Origin of the sequence: Endozoicomonas sp. ISHI1 (genome assembly GCF_024606225.1) — a bacterium.
In the GTDB taxonomy this organism is placed as follows: Bacteria; Pseudomonadota; Gammaproteobacteria; order Pseudomonadales; family Endozoicomonadaceae; genus Endozoicomonas_A.
In genome coordinates, this window is the sequence record NZ_JAGRPU010000006.1 from 29,062 (window position 1) to 55,935 (window position 26,874).

At 46.4% G+C, this 26,874-nt stretch carries 28 protein-coding genes; 16 read left to right on the forward strand and 12 right to left on the reverse strand.

The window, feature by feature from the left end; all coding sequences use genetic code 11:
- Nucleotides 1-197: 197 nt before the first annotated feature.
- On the forward strand, nucleotides 198-1,307 hold the full coding sequence (locus KBW69_RS06075) for a 2OG-Fe(II) oxygenase (RefSeq protein ID WP_257280300.1): 1,110 nt from the start codon (nucleotides 198-200) through the stop codon (nucleotides 1,305-1,307).
- Between the two features lie 6 nt (nucleotides 1,308-1,313).
- On the opposite strand, the gene KBW69_RS06080 is transcribed toward KBW69_RS06075, so the two are convergent.
- Both KBW69_RS06080 and KBW69_RS06085 read right to left on the reverse strand, forming a co-directional pair.
- On the reverse strand, nucleotides 1,314-1,436 hold the full coding sequence (locus KBW69_RS06080; protein ID WP_257254135.1) for a hypothetical protein: 123 nt from the start codon (nucleotides 1,434-1,436) through the stop codon (nucleotides 1,314-1,316).
- Nucleotides 1,437-1,438: 2 nt separating this feature from the next.
- Nucleotides 1,439-1,726, reverse strand: a complete 288-nt coding sequence (locus KBW69_RS06085; protein ID WP_257254136.1) for a helix-turn-helix domain-containing protein — start codon at nucleotides 1,724-1,726, stop codon at nucleotides 1,439-1,441.
- 280 nt (nucleotides 1,727-2,006) lie between these two features.
- Between KBW69_RS06085 and KBW69_RS06090 the strand changes: the two genes are divergently transcribed.
- A complete protein-coding gene (locus KBW69_RS06090; RefSeq protein WP_257254137.1) occupies nucleotides 2,007-2,243 on the forward strand; it encodes an AbrB/MazE/SpoVT family DNA-binding domain-containing protein in 237 nt (78 codons plus the stop codon).
- 27 nt (nucleotides 2,244-2,270) lie between these two features.
- Here the strand turns inward: KBW69_RS06090 and KBW69_RS06095 are convergent, their stop codons facing one another.
- Nucleotides 2,271-3,296, reverse strand: a complete 1,026-nt coding sequence (locus tag KBW69_RS06095) for a S66 peptidase family protein (RefSeq protein WP_257280301.1) — start codon at nucleotides 3,294-3,296, stop codon at nucleotides 2,271-2,273.
- A gap of 106 nt (nucleotides 3,297-3,402) precedes the next feature.
- Between KBW69_RS06095 and KBW69_RS06100 the strand changes: the two genes are divergently transcribed.
- Nucleotides 3,403-3,864, forward strand: a complete 462-nt coding sequence (locus tag KBW69_RS06100; RefSeq protein WP_257280303.1) for an MEKHLA domain-containing protein — start codon at nucleotides 3,403-3,405, stop codon at nucleotides 3,862-3,864.
- 96 nt (nucleotides 3,865-3,960) lie between these two features.
- Nucleotides 3,961-4,812, forward strand: coding sequence for a ribosome biogenesis GTPase YlqF (gene ylqF / locus KBW69_RS06105; RefSeq protein ID WP_257254141.1), 852 nt, complete (start codon nucleotides 3,961-3,963; stop codon nucleotides 4,810-4,812).
- Nucleotides 4,813-4,887: 75 nt separating this feature from the next.
- Here ylqF and ispG read toward each other — a convergent pair whose 3' ends face one another.
- Complete coding sequence (gene ispG, locus KBW69_RS06110; RefSeq protein ID WP_257280305.1) at nucleotides 4,888-6,123, reverse strand: flavodoxin-dependent (E)-4-hydroxy-3-methylbut-2-enyl-diphosphate synthase; 1,236 nt, start codon at nucleotides 6,121-6,123, stop codon at nucleotides 4,888-4,890.
- Nucleotides 6,124-6,357: 234 nt separating this feature from the next.
- Between ispG and KBW69_RS06115 the strand changes: the two genes are divergently transcribed.
- From KBW69_RS06115 to KBW69_RS06125, 3 genes are all read left to right on the forward strand, one after another.
- Nucleotides 6,358-6,537: a type II toxin-antitoxin system RelB/DinJ family antitoxin gene (locus tag KBW69_RS06115; RefSeq protein WP_257254143.1), complete on the forward strand. Its 180-nt coding sequence runs from the start codon at nucleotides 6,358-6,360 to the stop codon at nucleotides 6,535-6,537.
- 39 nt (nucleotides 6,538-6,576) lie between these two features.
- Nucleotides 6,577-7,053, forward strand: a complete 477-nt coding sequence (locus tag KBW69_RS06120) for a DUF29 domain-containing protein (protein ID WP_257254144.1) — start codon at nucleotides 6,577-6,579, stop codon at nucleotides 7,051-7,053.
- 268 nt (nucleotides 7,054-7,321) lie between these two features.
- The gene (locus tag KBW69_RS06125; protein ID WP_257254145.1) at nucleotides 7,322-7,807 is read left to right on the forward strand and encodes a DUF29 domain-containing protein; all 486 of its coding nucleotides are present in this window, start codon (nucleotides 7,322-7,324) and stop codon (nucleotides 7,805-7,807) included.
- Nucleotides 7,808-7,900: 93 nt separating this feature from the next.
- Here KBW69_RS06125 and KBW69_RS06130 read toward each other — a convergent pair whose 3' ends face one another.
- Nucleotides 7,901-8,665, reverse strand: coding sequence for a hypothetical protein (locus tag KBW69_RS06130; protein WP_257280306.1), 765 nt, complete (start codon nucleotides 8,663-8,665; stop codon nucleotides 7,901-7,903).
- Nucleotides 8,666-9,383: 718 nt separating this feature from the next.
- On the opposite strand from KBW69_RS06130, the gene KBW69_RS06135 reads away from it, so the two are divergent.
- From KBW69_RS06135 to KBW69_RS06150, 4 genes are all read left to right on the forward strand, one after another.
- Nucleotides 9,384-10,295: a proline iminopeptidase-family hydrolase gene (locus tag KBW69_RS06135; protein WP_257274293.1), complete on the forward strand. Its 912-nt coding sequence runs from the start codon at nucleotides 9,384-9,386 to the stop codon at nucleotides 10,293-10,295.
- A gap of 384 nt (nucleotides 10,296-10,679) precedes the next feature.
- Nucleotides 10,680-11,504, forward strand: coding sequence for a trans-aconitate 2-methyltransferase (locus KBW69_RS06140; protein WP_257280307.1), 825 nt, complete (start codon nucleotides 10,680-10,682; stop codon nucleotides 11,502-11,504).
- Nucleotides 11,505-11,517: 13 nt separating this feature from the next.
- Complete coding sequence (locus KBW69_RS06145) at nucleotides 11,518-12,867, forward strand: amino acid permease (RefSeq protein ID WP_257280308.1); 1,350 nt, start codon at nucleotides 11,518-11,520, stop codon at nucleotides 12,865-12,867.
- Nucleotides 12,868-12,971: 104 nt separating this feature from the next.
- The gene (locus tag KBW69_RS06150; RefSeq protein WP_257254150.1) at nucleotides 12,972-13,286 is read left to right on the forward strand and encodes a Rieske (2Fe-2S) protein; all 315 of its coding nucleotides are present in this window, start codon (nucleotides 12,972-12,974) and stop codon (nucleotides 13,284-13,286) included.
- Between the two features lie 41 nt (nucleotides 13,287-13,327).
- Here KBW69_RS06150 and hslR read toward each other — a convergent pair whose 3' ends face one another.
- Together hslR and yrfG are read right to left on the reverse strand one after the other, a co-directional pair.
- A complete protein-coding gene (hslR, locus tag KBW69_RS06155) occupies nucleotides 13,328-13,750 on the reverse strand; it encodes a ribosome-associated heat shock protein Hsp15 (RefSeq protein ID WP_257254151.1) in 423 nt (140 codons plus the stop codon).
- Between the two features lie 54 nt (nucleotides 13,751-13,804).
- Nucleotides 13,805-14,458 (reverse strand): GMP/IMP nucleotidase, encoded by a 654-nt coding sequence (gene yrfG / locus KBW69_RS06160; protein WP_257280309.1) that lies wholly within the window; start codon nucleotides 14,456-14,458, stop codon nucleotides 13,805-13,807.
- A gap of 162 nt (nucleotides 14,459-14,620) precedes the next feature.
- Here yrfG and nudE point away from each other — a divergent pair, with 162 nt between their 5' ends.
- From nudE to KBW69_RS06175, 3 genes are all read left to right on the forward strand, one after another.
- Nucleotides 14,621-15,193: an ADP compounds hydrolase NudE gene (gene nudE, locus KBW69_RS06165; protein ID WP_257280310.1), complete on the forward strand. Its 573-nt coding sequence runs from the start codon at nucleotides 14,621-14,623 to the stop codon at nucleotides 15,191-15,193.
- Complete coding sequence (gene cysQ, locus KBW69_RS06170; RefSeq protein WP_257280311.1) at nucleotides 15,186-16,034, forward strand: 3'(2'),5'-bisphosphate nucleotidase CysQ; 849 nt, start codon at nucleotides 15,186-15,188, stop codon at nucleotides 16,032-16,034. Before nudE ends, cysQ begins: the two co-directional genes overlap by 8 nt.
- A gap of 324 nt (nucleotides 16,035-16,358) precedes the next feature.
- The gene (locus KBW69_RS06175; protein WP_257252767.1) at nucleotides 16,359-17,468 is read left to right on the forward strand and encodes a Fic family protein; all 1,110 of its coding nucleotides are present in this window, start codon (nucleotides 16,359-16,361) and stop codon (nucleotides 17,466-17,468) included.
- A 438-nt stretch (nucleotides 17,469-17,906) separates the two neighbouring features.
- Here KBW69_RS06175 and KBW69_RS06180 read toward each other — a convergent pair whose 3' ends face one another.
- The 3 genes from KBW69_RS06180 to KBW69_RS06190 all read right to left on the reverse strand — a co-directional run bounded on the left by KBW69_RS06180 (nucleotide 17,907) and on the right by KBW69_RS06190 (nucleotide 20,551).
- Entirely contained in the window at nucleotides 17,907-19,418 is a 1,512-nt protein-coding gene (locus KBW69_RS06180; protein WP_257252766.1) for a Fic family protein, read from the reverse strand.
- Between the two features lie 209 nt (nucleotides 19,419-19,627).
- Entirely contained in the window at nucleotides 19,628-19,999 is a 372-nt protein-coding gene (locus KBW69_RS06185; RefSeq protein WP_257252765.1) for a NirD/YgiW/YdeI family stress tolerance protein, read from the reverse strand.
- A 90-nt stretch (nucleotides 20,000-20,089) separates the two neighbouring features.
- The gene (locus KBW69_RS06190; protein WP_257252763.1) at nucleotides 20,090-20,551 is read right to left on the reverse strand and encodes an MEKHLA domain-containing protein; all 462 of its coding nucleotides are present in this window, start codon (nucleotides 20,549-20,551) and stop codon (nucleotides 20,090-20,092) included.
- Nucleotides 20,552-21,263: 712 nt separating this feature from the next.
- Between KBW69_RS06190 and KBW69_RS06195 the strand changes: the two genes are divergently transcribed.
- Together KBW69_RS06195 and KBW69_RS06200 are read left to right on the forward strand one after the other, a co-directional pair.
- Nucleotides 21,264-21,533: a hypothetical protein gene (locus tag KBW69_RS06195; protein ID WP_257274290.1), complete on the forward strand. Its 270-nt coding sequence runs from the start codon at nucleotides 21,264-21,266 to the stop codon at nucleotides 21,531-21,533.
- Nucleotides 21,534-22,060: 527 nt separating this feature from the next.
- Entirely contained in the window at nucleotides 22,061-23,269 is a 1,209-nt protein-coding gene (locus tag KBW69_RS06200; protein WP_257274291.1) for a hypothetical protein, read from the forward strand.
- A 685-nt stretch (nucleotides 23,270-23,954) separates the two neighbouring features.
- On the opposite strand, the gene KBW69_RS06205 is transcribed toward KBW69_RS06200, so the two are convergent.
- Both KBW69_RS06205 and KBW69_RS06210 read right to left on the reverse strand, forming a co-directional pair.
- A complete protein-coding gene (locus KBW69_RS06205) occupies nucleotides 23,955-25,670 on the reverse strand; it encodes a hypothetical protein (RefSeq protein ID WP_257280312.1) in 1,716 nt (571 codons plus the stop codon).
- A gap of 570 nt (nucleotides 25,671-26,240) precedes the next feature.
- Nucleotides 26,241-26,843, reverse strand: coding sequence for an outer membrane protein (locus tag KBW69_RS06210; protein WP_257275698.1), 603 nt, complete (start codon nucleotides 26,841-26,843; stop codon nucleotides 26,241-26,243).
- Nucleotides 26,844-26,874: the final 31 nt, after the last annotated feature.

The following is a 26,874-nucleotide window of genomic DNA, read 5'->3' on the forward strand; positions in this document are numbered from 1 at the left end:
CTTGGGCGACCGGGGCACTTTCAGGCAAATCGGCGGGATATCAGACTTGCAATTAAATCCGAACCCTCGTAGCACAGGCCTCGGTAGATCAATGTTAAGTCCTCAAAAAACTGTCCGATGTATTGTTTAACAGAACATGGTCGATAGATAAAAAGGGTTTAATTAAAAATTCTCAATGAATTAGAACACCTATATAAATGAACAATAAACCACCCTCATGGGGAGAACCTGCCCCCTGGTTCCACGCTCACACAACCAATAACCCCCAGTTTGCATTCTCCAGTCTCGGCGGGCGTTTTGTTGGACTGGCCTTTCTTGGAGACTGCTCAGCAAAACCTGTTATCAAGTTTCTGAAAGAAGTCAATCAATCAGATTTAATGACTCGTGATGACCAAAGCGTCCGTTTCGCAGTCACCTTGAATCAAAGAGACCTGCATAACCCCCAAACGCTGCAAGCATTCCCAAAGCAGCGTATTTTTTATGATGAAGCAGGCGCAGTTGCCAGACAATACGGTGCCTTGGGCAAACACTCTGAACAGCAAGAACTTTACTATCCCTACTGGTTAATTCTTGACCCAACGCTTCGTGTCTATGCCAAAGGCAACATTGATGAGCCTGATATTTTTATAAAAACCATGCAGAGCCTGCCTGAACCTGCATACCACTCATCTCCAGAGATAGAATCCTGGGCTCCGGTTTTGCTGGTACCCAGGGTGCTGGAAAGCGACTTTTGCGAAACCCTTATTCGTTATTATCACGAAGGACAGCCTGAGCCATCGGGCTTTATGCGAACCATTGGCGGCAAAACACTGGAACTTCAGGATAACCATGTCAAACGTCGAACCGACATCAGTATTGACGATAAAAACTTGCAGGCGGCACTGAAACATCGAATAAGAACTCGCCTGACTCCTGAAATAGCCAAAGCTTTTCAGTTTCAGGCTACACGCATTGAACGCTACATCGTTGCCTGCTACGACAGCAGTGATGCGGGTTTCTTCAAAGAACACCGGGATAACACCACGAAAGGCACCGCACACCGGCGATTCGCTATCAGCATCAACCTGAATAGTGAAGAATACGAGGGAGGTGAATTGTGGTTTCCAGAATACGGCAACCGTCGTTATAAGCCCCCCACGGGTGGTGCTATCGTCTTTTCCTGTTCTCTTATGCATGCGGCAACGCCTGTAACAAGCGGCACCCGCTATGTCACCCTGCCATTTCTTTACGATGATGCGGCAGCCAGAATACGTGAAGAAAACAACCGTTTTCTGGGCGACGGGGTTGAGCCTTATCAGTCCGGCTAATCTCTGCTAGTGGTGGGTCAGAGTGCTTCGGCCTCCGGAATAATGAGTCAGGACACCTATCCGTTGACCATGGAGAACAAGCGAGAAGGCTTCTACAAACTCAGAGCGAGCGTTTTGTGATACAGTCACGATCAGTCCTCCAGATCTTTAAGAAATCCTTGCCAGGCTGATTCTCTATTTTCATCATTGGGTGTAATGGGTTCACCCTCTCCAGATTGATGTTTTGGTATCAGTTGCAGCTCAAGATCCAAACCTTCAAGAATTCGAAATAACGTCGAAACCCGCAGATCACTGCCAGACTCAGCTCGTTGATATTGCTGTTGCGACATGCCGATTCTCATACGCATATCCTTTTGTCCCAGTCCTTTGGCTTTCCGGAAGTCCCGTAAAGCTTTTGCCAGCTCTTCCTGTGTTTTCATCAGAAGCAACCAAAATACAATTTATAAAGTGTAATATAGACAAAATACATTTTAATTAATGTAATTTTTATAAAACTTATATGTTGTAAATAAGCAAAAATACAACTTATAAGTGTTTTATCGAGTGAGCGTAAAACCTCCGTACTTTGAGGACGGGGGACGAGAGCTCGGCCTGCAGACATTTCGCGATAGCCCAACTCTGTAATCAGGCTTTGAAGAAGTGCCACTAGACGTAGAAGTGATCTAATATGTTTTCCTGAATTCTAATAGGTTTAACATTATGAGGATCGTACGAACTAGTCAGCATCAGGTGACCATTCCCGCAGATATTCGAGCCAAGCTGAGTATTAATCAGGAAACTGAAGTAAGCGTTAATCTCAGTGACGATGGAGAAATTTTTCTGATCCCGGCCAGAAGCCAGAAGGTGGATATTCGTAATTTACATAATAAATATTCTATGGATATGAGCGGCGAAGAATTCAATCAACTTATAGGTGATAGCCGCTCGGATACCTGATATATGAATACAAAAAGTTCCACTGATTCAGATCAGCCTCTGGTGAATCTTGCCCCTATCATCAATAAGACTGACGTCTGCCAAAGCTCCATTAATCAAAGTCAGATTAGGTGGCAGATGTCCGATATCAACATCGTAGATAATGGGTATCTCAAGGCCTTTCAGAGCATAACTTAATGCCTGCTGATAGGTCAGGGATTGACCATGTTGCTCATCAGACGGATTCCGGCCTATCAACAGCCCCTTCACAAGATTAAAAGTGCCTCTGTACTTCAGCCCCAACAACGCCCTGATCAGAGCAGTAGGCGAGAACTCTGCATTCTCCAGAAACAGTATGATGCCATCCTGAGAGTACCTTTTCTGGAAACACTTTAAATCCAGATAGTCTGACCCCAACAAATGACACAGGGTATCCAGACAACCTCCCAGCAAACGGCCGGAAAAGGCTACACCCTGCTGGCTTCCACCCAGAACTTTCCAGCGTGTGGACTCAGTCAGGTTGAATACCGCATCAGGGTTTTCATCATAAGATTCTCCGTTGATTTGATATTTCTCTGAGGGATACTGACTGAATGCTTCAGAGCTTCCAAGATAAGCCAGAGTATTTGCCGTTAAAGGCTCCTGCTGCAAACGATGGAGTTGCATTAGATTGGTACAATGTGCCGTTGCCCAGTCGCACTGACTGGTTATTACAGACGTCAACGTACTGGTATCAGAGAAGCCCGCTAACCATTTGGGCTTTGCTTTTGCTATCGAGTCAAAGTCCAGCACTGAAAGCAGATCCATAGCAATCTCTCCACCCCAGGGTGGCATAATCGCATCAATAGAGTCGTCTAGCAGAAAAGCCGTTAGCTCTCTCGCTCTGCTCTCCAGTGACGCACTGACATAACACTGATTCGACCTGAGGCACTCTCCTTCAACCACAACAAAACCCTGACGGCGCAAATCATCGAGGCATCGATCAAGACGTGGGTGGCAGGATTTCGGGACACCCGAAGAAAATGCTGTGATTGCAATTCGACTGTCGGGTCTCAAAGGAGCAGGATACTTCATTAACTGATTTTATCCATTGGTTAGTTCTTTACGACTGAGCCACGGGAGCTTAGGCTCTTTTCTCAATTTTACTTTTCGGTTACCCACTGTCGCAACAAGGCAAAATATGATCTCACCGCAGGACCCTTTTCTTCAGCAACAAGGCCTGCTGATGGCCAACAGTTACCACACACTGACGGGGCAGCTGCTTTGCGGACTGCCCCTGAATGACTCCGAACTGGGTAAAAAACTTTACGAACACCCGTCAGTGATTTTGTCGCATGGAACAGAAAGTGATCCGGTCTTCTGTTACGGCAACCTGAGTGCTCAGTCTCTCTTTGAAATGGACTGGAACACTCTGACTCAAATGCCCTCCAGACATTCTGCAGAACAGCTCAACAGGGAAGAACGGGACCGATTGCTCAAAATAGTCAGTGAAAGCGGCTACATCAAAAACTATTCAGGCATCCGGGTTTCCAGCACCGGAAGACGATTCCTCATTGAACAGGCAGTGGTCTGGAACCTCTACGATGAGGAAGACAAATACCGGGGTCAGGCTGCTAAATTCAATGACTGGACTTTTCTATGAGAGCGCCCTATAGAGGAACAACTGTTAAAAAGTCTGGGTTACTAGATTGCGCTGGAGCCTATAAAATACCGGCCTTCAGCAAACAGAGGTTTTGTTATGGCAATTAACTGGTTTCCCGGGCATATGCACAAGGCTCGAAAGGAGATCAAGAAAGTGGTTCCGGAAGTTGATCTGATCATCGAAGTTCTGGACGCTCGTCTTCCTTTCAGTAGCGGAAACCCTCTGGTGCCTTCCCTGCGAGGTAAAACGCCTTACATAAAGGTGTTGAATAAGAGTGATCTGGCTGATCCTGCTGTCACAGAACGGTGGACCAGGGAGATGGAAAAGGAAGAAGGGGTGAAGGCCATTGCCCTGACCCAGAGTCAGCCGGAAAAAGTACGTGGTGTTCTGAAGCTGGCCGAGAGCATGGTAGAGCGTAAGCTCGATATCAAAGGCATGAGAGCCATGATCCTGGGGATTCCCAATGTCGGCAAGTCCACTATGATCAATACGCTTGCCAATCGTATTATTGCCAAAACCGGAAATGTCCCCGCAGTCACGAAACAGCAGCAGCGAATAAAATTGCCCAATGGCATGATTCTTTTGGATACGCCCGGATTCCTCTGGCCCAAGCTGGAGCCGGAAGCCTGTGGTTATCGACTGGCCATTTCCGGAGCCATTAAGGATGCGGTTCTGGAATACGAAGATATTGCCCTGTTCGCCGCTGAATATTTTCTAAAAGCTTATCCAGAAGCACTCAAACAGCGTTTCCAGATCAATGAGCTGCCTTCGACCGATATCGAACTGATGGATGTGATTGCTGCCCGCAGAAATTGTATGCGAAGAGGTGGCATAGCTGATCTACACAAGGTCTCTGAGATTCTTCTGAATGAATTTCGCAGTGGTGGTTTGGGTCGGATCAGTCTGGAAACTCCGGAGATGATCGAACAGGAAAGGCCTGAGCCCTAAGAAGCAGAATAAATAATCGCTGCGGAGGAATAACAAAGCCCGTTGAACGGGCTTCTGTGGGACTTGATTGATCTATTATTCGCTGGCGATCAGTGATTCTCTTGGTGAGTATGTTTTGTGGACATACTCCTCAATCATCTCCTTGTACTCTTCAGTGATATTGTCGCCTTTGAGCGTAGTCACTTTTTGACCGTCGACAAATACAGGTGCCGAAGGCGCTTCACCGGTTCCGGGCAGACTGATACCGATGTTGGCGTGTTTACTTTCACCGGGGCCGTTAACAACACAGCCCATAACCGCTACTTTCATTTCTTCCACACCCACAAATTTGTGGCGCCAGGTCACCATTTTGGCACGCAGAAAGGCGTCAACTTCATCTGTCAGAACCCTGAAGAAAGTACTGGTAGTTCGACCGCAACCCGGGCAGGCGGTCACTTCAGGGGAAAAGCTGCGTACATCCAGCGCCTGCAGGATCTGTTGGGAAACAATCACCTCCCGATCACGGCTGCCATTGGGCTCTGGAGTCAGAGAGGTGCGAATGGTGTTGCCAATGCCCTGCTGAAGTAATACGCCCATGGCGATACTGGATGAAACAATTCCTTTGCTGCCCATTCCCGCTTCGGTCAGGCCCAGATGGAGCGCATATTCACAACGCTCTGAGAGCATCTCATAGACGCTGATCAGATCCTGTACCCTGGAGACTTTGCAGGAAATAACAATTTTGTTGGCACCCAGTCCTCTCGCCACGGCTGCATCGGCACTGGTCAGCGCCGACAGTACCAGAGCCTCGTGCAGAACTTCCTGAGAGGATTTGGGGTTTTCAGAACGAGCGTTTTCATCCATCAGTCGGGTGGAGAGTTCTTTATCCAGACTCCCCCAGTTCACCCCGATACGAATCGGCTTGTCATATTTGATGGCCACATCAATCATGGTATTGAAGCGATCATCCTTCTTGTCGCCAAAGCCAACATTGCCGGGGTTAATGCGGTACTTGTGCAGCAGGCGGGCTGTTTCGTCATACTTGGTCAGTAAGGTGTGACCGTTATAGTGAAAGTCACCGACAATCGGAACGTTATAGCCCTGCTGTGTCAGCTTCTCATAGATGGCCGGTATTGCTGCAGCCGCTTCTTCGGTGTTCACCGTCACCCGGACAATTTCAGAGCCAGCGTTTGCCAGAAGCTTGATCTGCTCAACCGTACGCTCTACATCAGCAGTATCCGTATCCGTCATAGACTGTACGACCACAGGGGCATCGCCACCGATGGTAATATGTCCCACCTGGACAGCGTGGGTTGTATGGCGTCGGCCCATTAACTTGATTCCTCCGAAATAGGTTATCGGGTTGCTTCGACAAAAAACTGGCAAGTGCCCGCAGCGAAGCAAGAGTGTCCGCAGTGAATGTGTGTGCAGCTATAGAATCTAGACAGTTTAACACTTATCAGGAAAAACGTACTGAGAAGAACGCATTCATGGGTCACGGGTTTCATGTACCATGGACGATCTGATTGCTTCCAATCAGAAATATGTCATGGGAGAGATTGCATTATGGCTAAAGAAACCACCGTCAGAGCGCGTATCGACGAACGGTTAAAGGAAGAAGCAGAAGAAGTGCTCCGCAAACTAGGGCTGACGACCTCGCAGGCCATTAATATCTATTTCAGCCAGATTGCCCTGAGAAAGGGACTGCCCTTTGATGTGGTGATACCTGACGAGAAGAAGTTATAGGCTACACTTTCCAGGCTTGAGCTGGATAGGAGGCAATTCATGAAAGATCTCTACGAGAAAGATTATTATCGCTGGGTTGAGAAGCAAAAGGAGTATCTGACCAATCGTCAATTTGACCAACTTGATGTAGATAACCTGATTGGGGAAATCGATGATATGGGCAGTGAACTGGATACTCTGGAATCTCGTCTGACGACACTTCTGCTCCACTTGCTGAAATATGACTATCAGGTTCGAGTTTTGAATCCTATACTGCCCGAGCCTTATAACTGCAGAGATTGGAAAGGAACGATTAATAGAACAAGGCTTGCGATTGATAAGCTCATAAAGAGGCGCCCCCATCTAAATAGTGAGGTGAAAAGCCTTTTCGACGAAGCTTATGTTGATGGCAAGGTGTTGGCGATTAAAGCAATGAATGACTACGTACAGCCTCATCAGCAACTTGATGAACACAGCTTTCCTGGGATTTGCCCATGGACATTTGATCAGATCATGGAAGAAGACTGGTTGCCTTAAGCCGTTGATTCATTCGAGTCTACCAGAAAACTGAGTCAGCAGCAGGGATGACTTTGGTCGGGGCCGATGCACAATCCGTTATAAATTTTTTAAGCAAGAAGCGGAAGAAGAAGTGCTCCGCAAACTGGGACTGACGACCTTGCAGGCCATTAATATCTATTTCAGCCAAATTACCCTTAGAAAGGGGCTGCTCTTTGATGTAGTGATACCTGGCGAGAAGAAGTCATAGGCTACACTGTCCAAGCTTGAGCAGCGTAGGAGGCAATTCGTGAAAGATCTATACGAGAAAGATTATTATCGCTGGGTTGAGCAGCAAAAAGAGTATCTGACCAATCGCCAATTTGACCAACTTGACGTAGATAATTTGATTGGGGAAATCGACGATATGGGCAGTGAACTGGATACTCTCGAATCTCGTCTGACGACACTCCTGATCCACTTGTTGAAATATGATTATCAGAATCGAGTTTTGAATCCTCTACTGCCCGAGCCCTATAACTGCAGAGACTGGATGGCAACTATAGACCGGACAAGGATTGCCATTAGAAAGCTCTTGAAGAAACGACCTCATCTCAAGGGTATGTTGAACATAAGTATGGATGAAGCTTATCCAGACGGAAAACTGCTTGCGATCAAAGAATTGAATCGGTATGTGATGAAGCATCAGCAACTTGATGAGGATAGTTTTCCTGAGATTTGCCCATGGACATTCGATCAGGTCATGGAAGAAGACTGGCTGCCTTCAAGTAGCTAATTCATTGAATGCTGCCAGAAAACTATGTCAGCAACAGATTTGCCTGTCGACAGTGGTTTTTGGGTCGGCAAGAGGGCTTGATGTCAAAGAGGATCACTTGAGGATTTCCCAGACACCCACCTTAAGGGTCGTGGTCAGGCCATTTCTGTTTTCACCTTTTGGGGCAATATGCCAATCCCATTCATGCTCAGGATTACAAGGCCAGAGGGGCGGCGCAACAGTAGTGATAACCTCAGTGTCACCGTCTTTGCCCACATGGCGTTCATGATCAGAAATCAGGAGAGTGTTACAGTCCATCGCCTTTAAGGTCATGATGTGGGCTTGCTGAATAGCCGCCATCAGGCAAATTTCCGTGTCATCCTCTGGTGGGCTTTTGGCGAATGATAACGGAATCTGCGAAAGCATATTCACGCTGATTGCCAGGCTAAAACCCGTGAGCGGCAGCGGTGCAAAACCGGGTGGGGTTATCTTCCTGTCGCTGTAGTTGTTATAGAATTCTTCGAGAAGGCCAGTTACATCCCGCAGTTCAAATTTAATATTTGGATACTGTTTTAGTTTGGCTGCAAGCTGTGGTGGCTTCACAGCATCGAACAAGAGGGCGCCCGCCGGATGACTGTTGAGTGCTTGCAACGGAAGATCAAGACCCAGTCCCGAGCCCAGTATCAGAATGGGTTCAGCAGGATCTGCTTTCTTTATGGCGACAGTAATGGTCGCACGGGTTTGCTCCAAATGTGGTTGCCAGGCTTTTGTGTTACGTTGGTACTTCCCTGCAATCGCAGCAACTTCCTGCACAAGCCCTGCTCGTCTCGCGCCTTTTACTGCTTTTGAGAAGGCCCATGTGAACGCCTCGATAATCATTTGAATATTTTTCCTGATCTTCTGGTTTCAAGAATGCAGTCAGTGAATGTGTTGTTGGGTACGCAGTTACAGCAATGAATGACTGTTTAGCCCTCATCATCAACTGGATGTGCATGGCCCTCCCGAGATTCTCCCATCGACAGTTGATCAGATCACAGAAAAAGACTGGCTGCCATCAAGCAGTTCATTCATGGTGCGTTGTCATAAGCCCGATTCAGTAACAGAAATAACATGGGTCGTGACCGGTGGGCAATTCTTTATACACTTTTTATACACAGGCTTTTACTCAGAAGTTTTAAGAAAGTCATAATAAGTACTCCCTGCACGTAAAGGCTTTCAGCCGATTATTGACTTTGTATATAAAGGTTCCCGGTTACCATATTTATACTTATCCACAGTTGTTTTAGAAAGTTTTCCACAGATTGCCGATGAGCATCTCTCTTCAGGTTATCTTTACCTGTCAGGCACCTGGTCGCAAGAGCGATTGAGCCGCTTATCGTGCAGATAGGTAGGGTGTCTTTGGTTTGGACAGAGCAAGCCAGCAAGGAAAGCAGGACGAGTGCATGAGTTTTCATGATGGGTGATAAACCGCTTGAGGATAAATCAGTTAACCAAAGACTGGCTTGAAAACCGTAGTGGTTAAGAGAGTGCATTCCCGCTTTTTTCCATAGAAACTGCCTAAACTGAACCCGTTGCGAAATCTAAACAGCGTACTGGCATGATGACCAAACAAGAGAAGCATAACGCACCGGGTGTTCAGTGGGTGACACTGGATAACGGCTATCGGGTCTGGACTCAGCGGGTGGGTTCCGGGCCGCTAAAGTTACTGACACTGCATGGTGGGCCAGGATATTCCCATGAGTACCTGGAATGTCTGGAAGACTTTCTGGTTCCTCAGGGAGTGGAAGTTATCTTTTATGATCAACTGGGCTCGTGGTGCTCAGATCAGCCTGAAGGTGAGTCACTCTGGCAATTAGAACGATTTATTGATGAGATCGAACAGGTTCGGACGGCATTGGTTCTGGAGGATTTTTACCTATTTGGTCACGGTTATGGTGGCCTGTGGGCCATTGAATACGCACTTAAGTACCAGCGGCATTTGAAAGGACTGATACTCGGCAGCACCACCGGCAGCATTCATTCCTGCATGACCCAAATCAATCACCTTCGGGAGCAGTTGCCACCGGAAGTGGTTGATCGAATGAAGCAGTTTGAAGCAGCGAATGATCTGGACAATGAAGAGTACTCGTCTCTTTTGATGGAGCATCTCTATCGCAAATACATTTGCAGGTTGCCTAACTGGCCTGAAGCTCTGAGCAGGGCTTTTGATCACAGGAATCGCAATGTTTACAACACTATGCAGGGTCATAATGAGTTTGTTGTTACCGGCAATCTGCTGGGCTGGGATCGTTGGAATGAACTGGCTGAGATCCGTGTTGCAACACTGGTACTGGCTGGACGCTATGACACCATGGCGCCTTGTGATCAGGAGCAGATGGCTTCCATTCTGCCCCACAGCAGGCTGGTGGTTTGTGATAATGGCAGTCACTGCTCCATGTGGGACGATCCGGAAAATTACCGGCAGGCGCTCGTGGATTTTTTGAAAGATGTAGAAAACGGCAGAATATAGCGATTGAACGAAACTCGTCGTAAATTTAATTATGGTGACCTGTTTGTCGATGGCACAACCCGGGATCAGCTTCTTTGTCCCGAGTCTGTTAATGCATTACCCTGACGTCTACCGGAAGAAAAAAAGGCACTGGTAGTCTGGAAAATGCCCGGTAATTATTCCTGGTTCCCATGCTCTGCGTGGGGGTGCGTATCGGAATTAGAAAACTGATCTGGAAATAAAAGTGGATAAACTGTATCCGTCATCTATTCTTTTGTTCTCAGGTATTGTTTGCAGGTGTCAACTATGAGAATAACCGGAAACATCCCAACAAGGTTTGCTCTGATTTTCCTGCTTTTTTTGTCAGTGTGTTCTTATGCCGAATCTGAAGCAGTAGAGAAACCGATGGTACCAGAAGGGGATTACTCACTTTCCAATAAGTGGGATATGGGCAGGCGTCGACTGGAAGCCTTGCAGCAGGTTCTTGATTCTCAGTCACAGGCCAGTTTGAAACCTTACCTAAAGGAGGGCGGTCATTTCCTGGAGGTAGGTCCTGGTCTTGGTTCAATGAGTCGATTTCTTGCGGAATCTGCAGGGGAGAACGGAAAAGTCATCGCACTGGATATTGATGATCACTTTCTTGCTGAAGTGGCAGCAATTGCCCCTCAGATTGAAGTTATTCACGAAGATATCACTGCTTACGATCCCGGCGTCGACAGGTTCGACCTGGTTTTTATCCGACTCGTGGTCATGCATCTGACCAAGAACGACAATTATGCGCTCATCGCCAAACTGGCCCGATCATTGAAGCCGGGTGGTTATTTGGTCATTGAAGACTACGTTGATGGTGGAAATGTAAACAGGTTCCGCGAGTTTGGCAAAATTGATGCGAAGCTTCCTGATTATGTGGTGGATGCATATCACAGAATGTCAAAACATATTGACTTTGATCAGGGATATCTGCTTGCAGATATGATGTCAAAGGCTGGTCTGGTTAATGTAGATGCAGAGATATCCTATAAACGTGTTCAGGGTGGTGATAATGCTCATGGGCGTTTGATGTACCTTACTTTCAGCCAGCTCGAACCGTACTTAAAGGTAATACCGGAGCATGACACATTATTTCCTTTAATTCAGGCTGCCTGGATGAGCCCGGATGCCCATTGGTATGACCATGCAAGGCTTGTTTCCGTTGGTCAGAAAGCCCCTGAGATACCAGGACAACCGTGAGTTACGGTGACATGTGACTGACGGTCATCACAAAGTGGGTTTTACCAGTGCAGTGCTGCTGATTATCGGTAATGTCATTGGAGCTGGTACGTTTGCCGTATCAGGTCTGATGTTAAGTCGGGTGGGTCACCCTGTTCTGGTATTGTTTATCTGGTTAATTGCCGGCGTGGTTATGCTTTGCGGTGCGGTCTGTTATGGAGCCTTGGCAAGGCAGATGCCGGAATCCGGAGGTGAGTACCTTTTTATCTCCAGAATATTTCATCCAATGCTGGGTTGTCTGGCAGGATGGGTGTCGCTGCTGGTAGGGTTCTCCGCTCCAATCGCCGTGTGTGCTTTTGCACTTGGGGAGTATACACGGCACTGGTTCATTTTTTCAGGGTTGGCTGACTCCAGAGCAATTGGTACTGTCTTTGTTGTTCTTTTTGCTATCATGCATTGCTTTGGTAGATATCAGGGGCTCATGATTCAAAATCTGATAATATCGTTCAAGTTGGTGCTGATTGGTGCTTTCATTTATCTAATTTCCGACCAGATAGCCATGAAGCAACTAAACGTCAGCTCCTTGTCGTCCCCTGCCGATTGGAATATCGACGGTCTCTCAACATGTTTCATCTGGGCTTTCTTTGCCTATTCAGGCTGGAACTCTGTAATTTACGTTGCCAGCGAGATAAAAGCATCTCAACAAAACTTGATGAAAGTGACGATGACGGGGTCCTGTCTGGTTTTACTCATTTATCTGGTATTAAATTATGCCATTCTCGGACAAGAGCATGTTTACGATATTCTGGGGCAAGTAGATTATCTGCTGTTGATTGCTGAACACTCTTCCAGCCCCTGGGCAGTGGTGATTGCTGCGATCATTGTTAACCTTGCTTTGCTCAGTTCACTTTCCGCGTTAATCATGATGGGTCCTCGTGTCTATGCCAAGATGGCTGATGATGGTTATCTGCCGGAATTTCTTCAAACTAAAAGTGGTAACTACCACAATGCCATAATATTTCAGGGAATAGTTGTCCTGTTGATTCTCTGGTATGGCTCTTTTGAGTTTATGCTTACCAGTATTGGCTATCTACTAGGCATTTGTTGTGTAATGACCGTAATTGGCCTGGTTAGGTTGAAACTGAAGGATGAGAATATTAACGTTCTGTTCTGGCCCTATGCCCCAGCGATTTTTATTGCCTCTGTCACTTTCTGTGTCATTTACCACGTATACATGCATCCTATACACAGTCTCACTGGATTGGTAATGGTTTTGCCTGGCTTTTTGTTCTGGTTTCTTGGAAAAAATACTAAAGCAAATGTGGTTAAAGAAAAAGTGACCAGCTCTGGCACACTGACAAACACACCACGGCGTAACCGCTGACCAGGAGCCTTGCTGTGATATTTTCGGGATACTTAACAACCGATTAAAAGTTGGATTTAACGAATGTATTTTCAAAGCAGCTATCAAACTCAGGAACTGGAAACTTGTTGGAACTCTGTGCTGTTGATGATCTTGAAAACCCCGGAAGTAAAGGTTTTGAAACCGAAAAAGGCTCCATTTTCGCAGTCCGTCGAGATGAAGAAGTCTTTGTCTACGAAAACAGTTGCCCACACTTGGGTATTAACTTGGAGTGGCAGGAAGACCGCTTTCTGGACAGCGAACAACGTCTGATCCAGTGCTCTACTCATGGGGCTCTGTTTCTTATTGAGTCTGGAGAGTGTTTAGCTGGCCCATGCCTCGGTGACAGACTGACAGTGCTCCCTTCCAAAGTAGAGAAAGGTATTGTTTATCTGTTGTGACTGTTTTCCGGTCATTTTTCCCATGGAAAAATGAACGGGCATTAATCTGCCAGACTGGATTTTTGCCTGAGAATGTCCCTTCTCTGTTTTTTATCCGGACGACGATCCGGCCTCGGAGCTACAGCACCGCGCATGGCCTTGCGTTGTTCCGCTGCCACCTCACGAGACTGTATGCTGGCTGCAGTCTCTTCGTAAAGTTGTTGTGCCAGCTCCGCTTTCTGGCGTTTGTCAGAGAGTTCCCGAACAATTACCACCCTTTCATCCCAGCCTGTACGCAGTTTCAGCTCGTCGCCTACTTTGGGCTCTTTGCCGGGTTTGCAGCGCTGGCCATTCAGATGTACCTTGCCACCTTCAATGGCTTCTTTGGCGATATTACGGGTTTTGTAAAAGCGGGCGGCCCAGAGCCACTTGTCCAGACGCACTTTGTCTTGCTGTTTATCGTGAGTACTACTTTGCTTGGCCATTTATTACTCTCAAAAGTCATTGAACTGTTTTTCAGGGCCAGTTTTCAAGGCTCATCAAATATGAATAAGCTCACGAAAATCTTCAACAGCCTGATATTGACCCGTATCCTTGGCGCCCTGTTTGCTGTCCGGATATCGAATAGCCAATAAATGGGCGATGCCGTAGGTTTTGGCAGAGTCCAGAACCGGAATACTGTCATCAATAAACAGAGCCCGCTCCTTATCCGTGCCAATGTCGGCTTCAAGATTGTGCCAGAATGCCTGGGTTTCCTTAGGGTAACCGTAATCATGGGAACTGATCAGTCTGTCAAAATAGTGTGCCATGGAGAGTCTTTCCAGTTTCAGTGACAAGCTGTCCCTATGAGCATTGGTGATCATGATCACTTTCTTGCCCCGATCGCGAATATTTTGCAGAAAATGGTCGGCATCGGGTCTGAACCTGATCAAATGAGCCATCTCGTTTTTTAGGGCGACGATATTGAGGTCCAGCTCTTTGGCCCAGTAATCGAGACAGTACCACTCCAACTTGCCGTACGTTTGAGCTACCCTTGGATGCAGCTCTTCTTTCGACTGCTCCAGAGTAATATTGTGTTTCTCGGCATACTTCTGAGGCACGTACTCCATCCAGAAGTAGTTATCGAAGTGGAGATCCAGCAGGGTACCATCCATATCGAGGAGAACGGTATCTATGGCATTCCAGTTAATCATAATGACCTCGACTTTATTCTGTTGCCATGATGACTCATCCGAACCCTGAACGGCAATCTTTCTGAATTATTGGCGCAAGGCTGAGTCAATTAAATGTACATCGACGTATGTAAGCAACGAATTCGGTGCTTATAATAACTGCAGAACAAGGGGTAGGGAATCATGTCAGAAAAACCGGTTATCAAAGCGTGTCGTGAAATTGCACGCACTCGTCTGTTCAGAATAGAAGAGCTGGATCTCATATTTTCCAACGGTGTTGAAAGAACCTATGAACGATTAGGTTCTTTTGGAACGGGGCATCAAGCAGTGATGGTAGTGCCGCTGCTGGATAATAATCGTTTTCTGATGATCCGCGAGTATGCCGGTGGTACCGAAGACTATCAGCTGACTCTGCCAAAGGGGCTGGTTGAGCCTGAAGAAAGTCTGGAAGAAGGGGGTAACCGTGAGTTAAAGGAAGAAGTGGGTTACGGTGCTCGTCATTGGAAGTACCTCAGTGCATTCACCCAGTCACCCAACTATATGAAAAGCAGAATACACTCAATGGTGGCCTGGGATCTTTATGAAGAAAGGCTGGAAGGCGATGAGCCAGAGCCTCTGGAAGTGGTCGAGTGGTCCTTTGACCGCTTACTGGAATTGAACGACAGGCCGGACTTTTCCGAAGCAAGGGCTCTGGCTACCCTGTTTTTGGTCAAAGAGAAAATTCAGGCCGGATGGCTGGAGACCCCCAATGTTTGACGAGAAGCTGATTGAGCCCCTGAAGCACATTGCCCGACAGGCTGGAGAGGCCATCCTGACCCTTTATCATCAGCAAGACCTGAGCATTCAGCACAAGTCTGACAAAACGCCCGTTACTGTGGCAGATCTTAAAGCCAACGAAGTCATTGAGCAGGGCCTGAAGGCTCTGGATGTCCAGTACCCTATTTTATCAGAAGAGTCAGAACATACCCCTTTTACTGAACGCTGCCAGTGGGAACGTTATTGGCTGGTGGACCCTCTGGATGGCACTCAGGAGTTTATCAATGGCAATGGCCAGTTCACCGTGAATATCGCGCTGATGGAAAAATCAGAAGATGGTCGAAGCTACCCGATATTGGGTGTGGTTCATGTTCCTGATGAGCATACAACCTATTGGGGGGGCAGCGGTCTGGGTGCTTTCAAACAAATTGAAGATCAGCCCGTTGACAGTATTACGCCAAGAATATTTCAGCCAGAAAGGGAAACAGTGGTACTGGGCAGTCGAAGCTATGGGACCGAAAGAGCGAGGGTATTTGTTGAAAAGCTTAAGGCGCTCTACCCTGATCTGGAGGTAAGGCCTGTTGGCAGTGCCCTCAAGAGTTGTCATGTTGCGGAAGGGCTGGCGGATATCTACCCAAGGCTGGGGCCCACATCTGAGTGGGATACCGGAGCGGCACAGGCCGTACTGGAAGGTGCCGGAGCTTTACTGCTGGATCCTCACGGCAAGCGGTTTTCCTACAACTTCAAGGAAAGTCTGCTGAATTCTGATTTTCTGGTAGTGGGTGACCGTACACAGAACTGGTCGCAGATCTGGAATCAGCGTGTATTGATTAGCCTCTAGGAGCCTGACCGAGAATAGCGCCGCAGTAGGGCAGTCTATTCTCGGTCAGGCTCCTAGGAACGTCATTCAGAGCGGTATTATCAGGAGGAATGAGCGATTGGGCAGCTTGGATAATACAATGGAAACCCCGTCTGAAAGCCTCTGTATTGTATTAAATATAAATTAATCTAATACACAAGTTGCTTTGTGTATCAAGCTCAATACGCTATCGTTATTGTGTATTAAATATTACAATTCTTAATACGAAAAATTTGTGTTGGATACGACAGACACAAAAGTATTTATGTATTAAATATTATGTCCTTTAATACACAAGGTTTTGGCATGACCCCATATATCCCTGATACGCTTCCCCTTCAAGATCTTGAGTTTAGCCGTCTGATCACATTGGTCGGTGAAGCTAATGCAGCCCTGGCTGAATACAGTGGTCTACTACAGGGAATCATTAATCCCGCGGTCATGCTGTCGCCCCTGATGAATCAGGAAGCGGTGTTATCATCCAGAATTGAAGGGACCCAGGCTACGGTTGAAGAGGTGCTTGAGCATGAAGCAGGTGCTCAATTTGACGAGAGAAAAAATACAGATATTCAGGAAATACTGAACTACCGAAAAGCGCTTATGCTGGCCCAGGAGTACCTGGCTGAAGGGCGAACGATCTCTTTGAGTCTCTTGTTGCAGTTACATCAGCTACTTCTTGACAGTGTTAGAGGTCAAGGAAAAACACCGGGTGCTTTTCGAAAGGATCAGAACTGGATTGGGCGAGCGGGCTGTACGCTTGAGACCGCAACCTTTGTTCCCCCGGACCCTATACAGCTAATGGATCATCTGGAAGCCTGGCATCATTATCTGGGCGAGAGTGATTTTGATGTACTGGCTCAGACCGCCATCGTTCATGCCCAATTTGAGCTGATTCATCCATTCAAGGATGGTAATGGCCGTATTGGTCGTTTGATTATACCGCTGTTTTTGTACAGTAAGCAGAGACTCTCCAGCCCTATGTTTTATCTCTCAGGTTATCTGGAAGCACACCGGGATGAATATTACGAGCGGCTAAAGAAGATTTCCCGGGAAGGCGACTGGACAGGCTGGATCGAATTTTTTCTGAAAGCCATACTTGTTCAGGCCAGAGATAATGTTCAGAAAGTAAAAGCGATCATGTCGTTATATGAAAAGACTAAAGTCAGGGTTCAACAAACGACAGGCTCAAAGTTCACGATGCAACTGGTGGATACACTTTTTGACAGACCCATTTTTCAAGTGAGCGACTTCGTCAAACGGTCCGGTATCAGTAAGCCTACCCTGCATGGTCTTCTGCGTCAGCTGCATGTGCCGGACGGCCCCATAGTAACGCTAAGGGAAGGATCTGGCCGTCGCCCTGCTATTTATGCATTTCCAGAACTGCTTCGTATCTGTGAAGGCTTGTCTGGGCACTAACGTCAGTTTTTGAGGCTCGTTCTCTGCCCACGGGCAGCTTATAAATATAAACGGGTATGGTTTAAACTGCCTGCTGAGTTCACTGCCGCACAGGCAGCTTAGAAATCTGATGAATGAAGATAGGGAAGGCATAGCTAGTTTAGTGCGTTGAAAATTATGGTGCATAAACCTAACTCCAGCTGTTCTGGTCGCAACAGAACCGTATAGCTGCCTTTTCATGAAAGTTGCTCCGAAAATAGAGCTTAAGTCTTCTGAAGAAAGGCGTCTCAGAAAGCTGGCTTCTGCAAATACTGGCAGTCTACGCGTCGCCCGTCGTTCGAAAATTATTGGCTAGTGAGCAAAGACATACACATGCGGAGTGGCTAAAATTTCTGAAACTGATTGATAGGCTCCTAAGGACAAAGCTCTTCATCTGATCTGCGACAACTATTTTATGAGTTACTGAGTCAACTCATCAGGCTTCTTCCTGATGCTGTCTTTAAGCACTTCTGAAGCCATTCGGTTGATCTGTTTGAAGTCGTGCTCGGTCAGAAACTCGAACTGTTTTTGCTTCCTTTTACTCAACTTGCCTTTATTGTCGAGAATAATCTTGACCATCAGGCGGAGCTCTTTAGCTGACAGATCAAGAAAGTCGTCCAGAGCCCGGTAGAGGCGGTCGGCCAATACCAGAGTGTCAATCTCTTTGGGCAGCAGATGTTCAGCTACATCGCCAATAACTTCGCAAAGCCATTGACAATAGCGAGTCAAATCCAGATACCTAAACAGGTGATCTGTTTCTCCTTCTATGGTGATGTGTCCGGCTTCATCAATGTAATAGTCTGTCTGGGCGCATATGGCTTTGGATAGCAGATCCAGTGTTTGATAATAGTCCTGTTGACGGTTCAGAATCCCGCCGGATACCGGCAGAATAATGCCCGGTTGCAAAATACCGGATTTTGCCAGTACATCCTGGATCAGGTAACGGCTGATCCGGCCGTTGCCATCCATAAACGGGTGTAGATAAACAAAACTGGCTGAGAGAATTCCTGCCCGAACACTGGCTGGAATGTCCGACTCGGCCAAGCGTCCTGACATGGCAAACCAGTCATCCATCAGGTCTTCAATATTTTCAGGGCGGGGTGGAGGCAAAGCCACGCCCTGGGGACCGGGGCCGCCTATATAGTTTTGCTCAACCCGGTAGTCAGGTTCCTGCTGGTGGCCATCCTTGATGATGTTCTGGATTTCAATCAACCGCTCTTTGGTCAGTGGTGTCTGACCTGCCATTTCCAGTGCCCGGCCAAAACGAATGTATTTGTCGGGTGTGATGTTTTCTGATTCAATTTCTGAAGAGGTTCTGGTTTCGTAGGTGGTCAGGAAGCGCGAGGCTCTGGTAAATACTTCTTCATCGTAATCTGTCAGTGCGCTGTTTATACAATGCTCCAGTCTGGCGTTGGACTCTTCACGCAGGGCATCCGTTTTTTGCACCAATGGCAGGAATCTTCTGTGTCCCGGTAAATTGTTGCGCAGACAGTATCGTCGAACATTAATGGGGTGAGCGGTAAAGTAGCGCTCTTCATCAAGAACCGATTCATATTTAACGGCTTTGCAGTCAGGTAATGGCAACAGGGTTTCCGTAAGGTACTCATACCAGAACCACAGACGACGACCCCAGCGGCTACTGGGGCGCTTCTGGATGGTGGACTGAATTTGATCTTTTGCGCCTGTTTGCAGAAAAACTTGCCGGAGATAGGCTGGGTTAGCACCTTCATACTTCAGAGCAAACAGAAGATGACCTGTCAGAGTCTCTTCTGGTCTGGCGGAGTCGGGAAAATTCTGTTCAAGAATCTCATGCCGCTTTACTTGATTGGCTTTGGTCCCCAGTAAGCCTCCGGTGTAGGAGCGAACTGAGTGAGGTATAACTCTCAGCTGATAATGTTCTTTCAACCATTCATAGCCAATGGGGGTTGGCATAAATCGAGCCTTTTGATTGAGGGTAAAAACTAAATACTGCCATAAAAAACTAAATTTACCCCAAAAAAATGCCTGAAAAATAAATATTGATCCACATGAATGTACAGATTATGTGCCAGAGGTTTGCAGCAGAACTCCGATTTCCCAGGATGGGGTAACCAAACTCGAAACGGGTCTAAGATCAGGTAGTCACGGGTACTGAACAATCTTTAGAAAACATAAAGGATCTTGTCGGCTTCCACCACAATGGGTTCGTTGGGGTCTTTCATGACCTCTCCTTTGATAATGGTGGGGGAGCCAAAGAGCAGACCCTTTTTGGGTATATCATCATTCCTGATATGAATCTGGATTTCTCCGGTTTTATCCCGAAACAGGTAAATCGAACATTTCAGTTTCTTGATGATTTGTCCGGAAAGTTTCACCAGTTCCTCATCATCTCCGTTCTCAATCACCTGATCGATGCTCTGCTTTTGATAGTGATGGGCTTGTGCAGAAGCGGGTGGTGATGGCAGAGGCAAGTCGTTTTCTGAAAAGGCGGGCAAGGACAACAAGCAGAGGCCGCTGAAGAAGAGTCCTTTCATAAAAATTATCCTTAGAGTGTCTATTTTTCAGGATAGCTCAGCTGGATAGCTGTCTGTAACCATCGTCTTTGAATATTAGTGGGGCTGCCTTCAAACAAAAGTCCAGTTGCTGAACGTAGCAGCCTGCCCCTGGTACCTGCCTCTCTCATCGTAGAGGTTCCAGACCAGCGCCTGCTCAATCATGAACCGTCTTCCGGTACTGGCAATACGGATACCTGAATAGTTTTTGATGTAGCCGCGTTTAGTGACTTCTCTTAGCAATCTGCCCCGCTCTTCCCTGTTGGGCTGCTCTGCAGAATGTCTGGAAGGCAGCTGAGTCAGAGTGTTCCAGTCCATTTCAAAAAGAGACTGGGCACTCAGGTTCCCGTAACAGAAGATCGGATCACTTTCTGTGCCGTGAGATAGTAGCACTGACGGGTGTTCATACAATTTTTTAGCCAGTTTGGGGTCATTCAGGGGCAGTCCGCAAAGCAGCTGACCCGTCAGTGTAAAGTAATTACTGGCCATCAGCAGGCTTTGTTGCTGAAGAAAAGGATCGTGCAGCGAGATCATGTTTTGCCTTGTTGCGACAGTGGGTAGCGGGAAAGTAGAATGGAAAAAAGCCTAAACGCTCATGGCTCAGTCGTAAAGTAGAGTTTTCCGGCCGTTTGTTGGGAGGCTGTCTGGATATAGGGTCAGACTATCTGGATTTAAAAGCGTTCCAGAAGAGATACCCTCATGATGGCATCGTACTGTTCCCGGAGAATGCAGAGTTCTCGCCTATTGCTTTGATCAGAGCGTTGTTGGGATTGAAGTACAGAGGCAGGATTCAACAGACGTTGATCTGAAGCAGAAGGGCTTTTTGTATTAATTCAGGGGCACACAATATCCAACGTTGGGAAGTAGGTTGAGAAGCGCCCCTTATCCCTTGTGATCAATCGTCCTTTTTCAACGCTTGCCTGTGCTCCAATAAAAAATCAGACAATACGCCGTTTTTCTTACCTCCCTTGCGACGATATTCAAGGTGCTTTTTTGATGCCAGAAGTAAAGTTCTATGGCATGGAGCCCTGAGAGTAAGTCTAAGATCCTTGACTAAAGACAAAGTACCTTCAACCGTATGTAAAGGCGCCGGAAACTATTAGACCACTTTTACAGTGTATGGCACTCTTTCAGATACTGTTAGCAATACTATCCTCCGTGTTAGTTTTTTTTTGGAACATTTAAGAGAGAGTATCCTCTAACTTTATTGTTGTATTAATAAAACTTGTCGAATATGGAGGTAACTATGGCACCTATCGAGATCAAATCGACTCCAGAACAAATGGTAAGACAAATTTACCAACTTGACATCAAAAACCCGGAATGTGCCGGGGCAGCCTTTGGCCTCACTGTTGGTTGCCTTTTGGGGCACCCTGGTGATGGTTGCATTCTGGGATTCATAGCTGGCTGTCTTTGCAAACACTCCTATACCTCCATCAAAATTTATGAGCGAGATGTTCAAGTACAAAATATTGAAGCGCAAAATATTGAAGCGAAAAAGATTTCCAGAGAATGAGACTGGAGAGAGCTTTGGAATGAAGTTCAGACGGGCTATAAGCCTGTTTGAGCGAGTTGGGCATAGCGAGGTGAGCCGCAGCCAAACCATGGTAATTCGCAGCTAAACCATTGGAACTGAATGACTGATCATGGCCGGATCACAACATATTCGCTCTGAGTATTTATAAGCCCTGTCACTGTTGTCCATGGCCAGCGTATAGGTATTCCGGTTGGCTATTGCGGAGGCAGAAACATTCTGACATTTGATTCTGAGTATCGTTAGCTTTGCCCGCTGAGCTTCCAACGTTCAAGATTTCGTCTGAAACGGACGCTTTTGTCATAACGGGTCATTAAATTAAAATCTTATTAACTATCGACCATGTATTGTTACTGAGGGGGAGAAATTAAAATACAGAACCTTCATGCTCCCAAAGTTTTGCTACTATCACTGAACTAATATTATTCCGTCATTGCTGAAGCCGCCGCTTTGTTAATCAATTTTAATGGTGAGTGCTTTCAACCCCAAAAAAATAGGGTGTGACTATTATGCTATCAGGTAAGTTAGCCAGTATTTTTGCAATTTCGTGCTCAGTAGCAATCGCAGGTTATGGTTCTGAACCGATAAAGAAAACTGCAGTGGTCGATGCGGGCAGTACCGGTTCAAGGCTCCATATCTATGAATATTCCCTGGACCCAGCCAACGGAATTCCTGTTATTAGGAAAAAAACGTCCAGCAAAAAAAAAGGAGGCGTTCAGGAGGAAAAGGTAGATAGTCTGGATGGATATCTTCAGGGGCTATTTGCTTCAGTGATCGATGAAAACATAAATAATATATATTTTTATTCAACCGCCGGAATGCGGCAAATCAGACCTGAGAAAAGAGCAGTCCTGAATGATGAAGTTGAACAATGGTTAAAAGATAACTTTCCTTCATCCACCATTGAAGTGGAGACAATAACAGGCAAAAAAGAGGGGCTTTATGCCTGGCTGGCGTTGAATTACGACAACTCGCGCATAAAATTACAGGGAGACACGGTAGGTGTTCTTGACTTGGGCGGTGCTTCTACACAGATTGCTTATGAGGTGGATAAGAATGAGGATTTCACCGTTAAGATAAGCAGCAAGACATACAAGCTTAATGCAGAAAGTTTTTTGGGCTTAGGGCTTGATCAGGCAATAAGCCAATATTTGAACCGGGCGTCATGTTTTCCTAAAGGCTTCCCTTTACCAGACGGCAGAAACGGAACCGGTGATTATAATACCTGCACCCGGAAAATTGAGCCCTTGATTACAAAAGTACAAGAAATCAATCACTATATTGAACATCGCCCTCCCAAAAATACACGCAGTTTTCTTGCTACTGCAGGATTTGACTATACGGCATTAGAGTTGGGTATTAGCAAGGATTTTTCCATTAAAAATCTCGATGAGAAGGGTAAGGCGTTTTGCGATAGTGCCTGGAATGACCTGAAGAGTGGAAAAACTTCTTATCCGGTCAATCCTTTCCTATGGCATTATTGTTTCGATGCAGCCTATGAGAAGGACTTGTTAACATTTGGGTATAGCTTAAACACCAAAGATATTCCCATTAAAACGGCTTCAAGTATTGACTATAAAGCCGATTGGTCAATAGGTGTTTTGTTTAACTCTTTTGTTACCCCTGTTAAAACTGAAAAAAGAGAGTACCACACTGGACTCTTAAAATCAGAAAATTGCATGCACAATGGTGCAGCTTCTTCCATGTCGTTTTTTTAGGTCCCGGAGTACAATGGGTTTGGCAACTTTTTTGGCCTTCTGTCACATTGAAAATTATCAGCTTTGGCCTGAAATCGCGTATTTCCGCCAGCTTCAAATCCTAAGAACTGAAGAACGGTTTACTCCCGGTGGTGACCATATGCAGTCTTCCTCAATGGCTCTCTTGCCATACCAGTTACAGAGCGGTTATCTGGAGGCAGAAGCTTCTGTAATACGGCAGACTTACGTTCCTTTGAATAGCGAGGCATAAACAAGGCAATAGTGGCACCACCCAGGCGGTATTTTTCAAGGTAGTTGTACCTGCATGTCGGGAGTTTGCCATAACCGCTGGAGCGTGGGAGTCATGAGTAAACAAGTCAAGCTCACTGAAACCGCATACCCCATTACAGAAACTGAGCGAAAAGCCCCGTACTTTGAGGACGGGGATGGATAGCTCGGCTTGCGCAAAGCAAGCCCATAAATTATCATTCCCCCGTCTCTTGCAGACCTACCTCCGGGCTGGAGGAATGTTAAGCCTGCGGAGTTCGTGTGAGACTTGGGGAACATGGGTTGATTCATCATCGTAAAAGTTCCCACTGTGGAACTTTTACGCGAAAACCAAGCTTGTTCCCTGAGCAACGAACTGTGAAACAGGAACCTGTTAGGTGACTAACGGGAATCTCGCTCCTTCAGGGGCGAGAGGATGTCAACGAGCCAATAATACGGTCAAAGTGGTTATGACACCCAAACCAGTCATCACTTCGGTTGTACCCGCCGATGAAACAGAAACCGTACCGTTGTCGGAAGCCGTGCTGGTGTAGGAAGGCGTACCGTTATTGGAAACAAAGGGCGTAGACACTGTCGGGCAGAGGGATGGGTCAAAATAGAGCTGACCATCAAGATTGTTCAGTCCACTCAAAGGGCCGACTGTGTAACCCGTGATAGTCGTCGAACCGACTGTGGAACTTGTGATATTCGTCGGACTGACTGTGGTATCCATGATAGTCGTAGGATCGACAGTGGAACCCGCGATAGCCGTCCAGGTATTTACAATCTGGCAGAGTGTCGGTGAAGTGGGCGTAGCCGTGACACCGGTTGAACCCACAGATCTTTCACACTCACCTGCCAAGGGTAGTGGATCAATGGCTTTCAGGCTGAATTGTCGTATAGCTTGTCGCCACGGGTTGACCGCCTGAAGATGGTTGCAAGCGAGGGCCAGTTGAATTCGCGAGTCAACACCTATCGCTGTAGTTTTTGTGTGGATTCGATTACCTGCCAGATTAAAAAGAGGCGGCTCTACATTGGGATCTTTAAGACCTGTGAGAGAGAAACCATCTTTTTGTACAGTCGATCCTGTAGCAGTTTCTCTACGCGTCTTGGCAACATTGTTAATGTCGACTCTGTTTCTGAAAATATCCATGCTGCTCCCAAACCCAAGAATAAAGTCACCCGCTTTAGCCATATCGCCCTCGAATGAATTCTCAATAACAGCAACCCTTTGTGTCTGGTTAATGATTGTATGAAGGTTAATGAAGACGCCTGCTTCTGGAATATAGCTGTCGCGCAACCTTGTTGCGGTTTTACCTATGATCGTGTTACTGACGAACAGCAGGCCCGGGCCCGGGCGTATATCGTTGGCCGATGCATCCAGAGACTCTTTGCACTCAAGATTAAGTGCGGCCTTGGTGAGAGGAAGGTGAAACAGGTTATTCACTACAATCAGTCTACGGTTGTAACACTTTCCTGCAACAATTTTTTCAACCGTCCTATTGGTGTTATTAGGACTAACTGGCTGGAAAGTAAGGTGTCTTATATGACTGTCTCTCACATTGCCAAACTGGAAATTGCCATTCATTCCAATCCTGATCATATGAGGATCATAATAACCTGACCCAAGACTGATAATGATTTCAAAACCGTCATCTGCCGCCCCGATAATGTCCTGACCGTCCTTCAAAGTTATTTCACCACCAATAAAATAATTAACCGGGATGTTTCCCGGCGCAGGGGCAGAGGACACCGAAGATGTCGCAAGAGCAACGGATGCAGAAGGAGTCGCAGTAGAAGACGACACTACAGTTTCGGAAGAGAGAAGTATAACAGCATTCTCAGGAATCTTTTTGATCACATCAGCCAAATCCTCTGCCGGATCGGCACTCAGAACAAAGCACTCTCGTCCGCTAAAAAGGCTACCATACTGGTTTAGCCGCCGCTCAACCCCCGCCGTTTGTCCTATCAGAGAATCACACAAACCTCTCGAATTGGATTTCGAAGAAGCAGAGGTCGTGGTTAGAGAAGAGATCGTGGTTGGAGAAGGGGTTATGTTCAAGGATTGAGTCGCCGTCTGGGCTTCTGCAATCAAAGCCATTAGCAGGAATAAAGGGACGACTAACCGGGCTGAATAATGCTGTAGTTTGACCATGCTCTGGACTCTTTGGAACAGTCGACAGGAAGTCTAGCCCTTGTATTTATACTTATCCATTAACTGCTACAGGGGGCACTCAGAAAAAAGCAATAAATTGGACGTCTCTATTGCTGTGACCATCCATTGTCGTTTACATAAATTTTATTGTCAGAATTAATATCAAATTGCTTTTTTATAAAATTATGAGAAAAGTAATGTCTTGATAAAAATTATTCTCCATATCATCATTACCCTCCCATCCTGCCACTATTATCGAATAATTTTTTCTTTCTTTTCAGATAGTAATACCCTGATTCTGTCTGTAAACAATGAACCTTCATCCTCAACCGATCATTCAAGCCATGCAAGGAAATCATCAGGAAATTAAACGGAGAGAATCATGCCCGGTTAAACATCCGCCACCCACTGTTTCACATTATTGGTTAATCAGTAACAGTGACAACTATCTTGACAAAGCGGACCATCGCCTGCTCCCAATCAAGTTCAATCTTTTTTGAATGAGAATAAGCCGAGCATAAACTTACATTCGGCTTATCTGGTTTTCGGTTGTTTGTAAATCAGAAATTGTCAGAAGCTATAGATGGCACTGAGAGACATCGAATGCGCTTTAGGTTTGTTTTCTACGTCAGTCCCATAGTCATAATCAATGTCATCGAACTGGCTATATCGGTATTCAGCCCTGAGCGACAGAGGGAGACCGGCTTCATTTTTAAATTCTACACCGAACCCACCATGCCAGCCGGTAACAGTATCATCCCCTTTATCCCCGTCAGAGGTTTTGGCTTCTGACTTTAAATTACTCATTCCGAAACGACCATAGACGTTTACAGTCTCACTGTAAGCGTGGCCTATAATCAGGCTTGCACCATATTCACCTTTAAACTGGATCTCTTCTTCAAAGGAGCTCAACTTGTATTCGGCCTTGGTTCTGTGATGGTTATATTCAGCCTCCAGTCCCACATACATGGCACGTTCAACAGGGAAGTTATAACCGACAAAAGCACCATAGATACTTCCCTGATTACCAAAAGAATCAATTTTCAGTGATCCGTACTCCATCTCACTGCTGACTGATTCATACCCGGCTTTACCGCCAATGTAGAAACCCTCTTCAGATGCAAGCGCAGAACCTGCAAAGGTAAGAGCTAAAGCTACCATGGTTATTCTCATAATTACCTTCCTCAGTGTTGTGGATTAAACA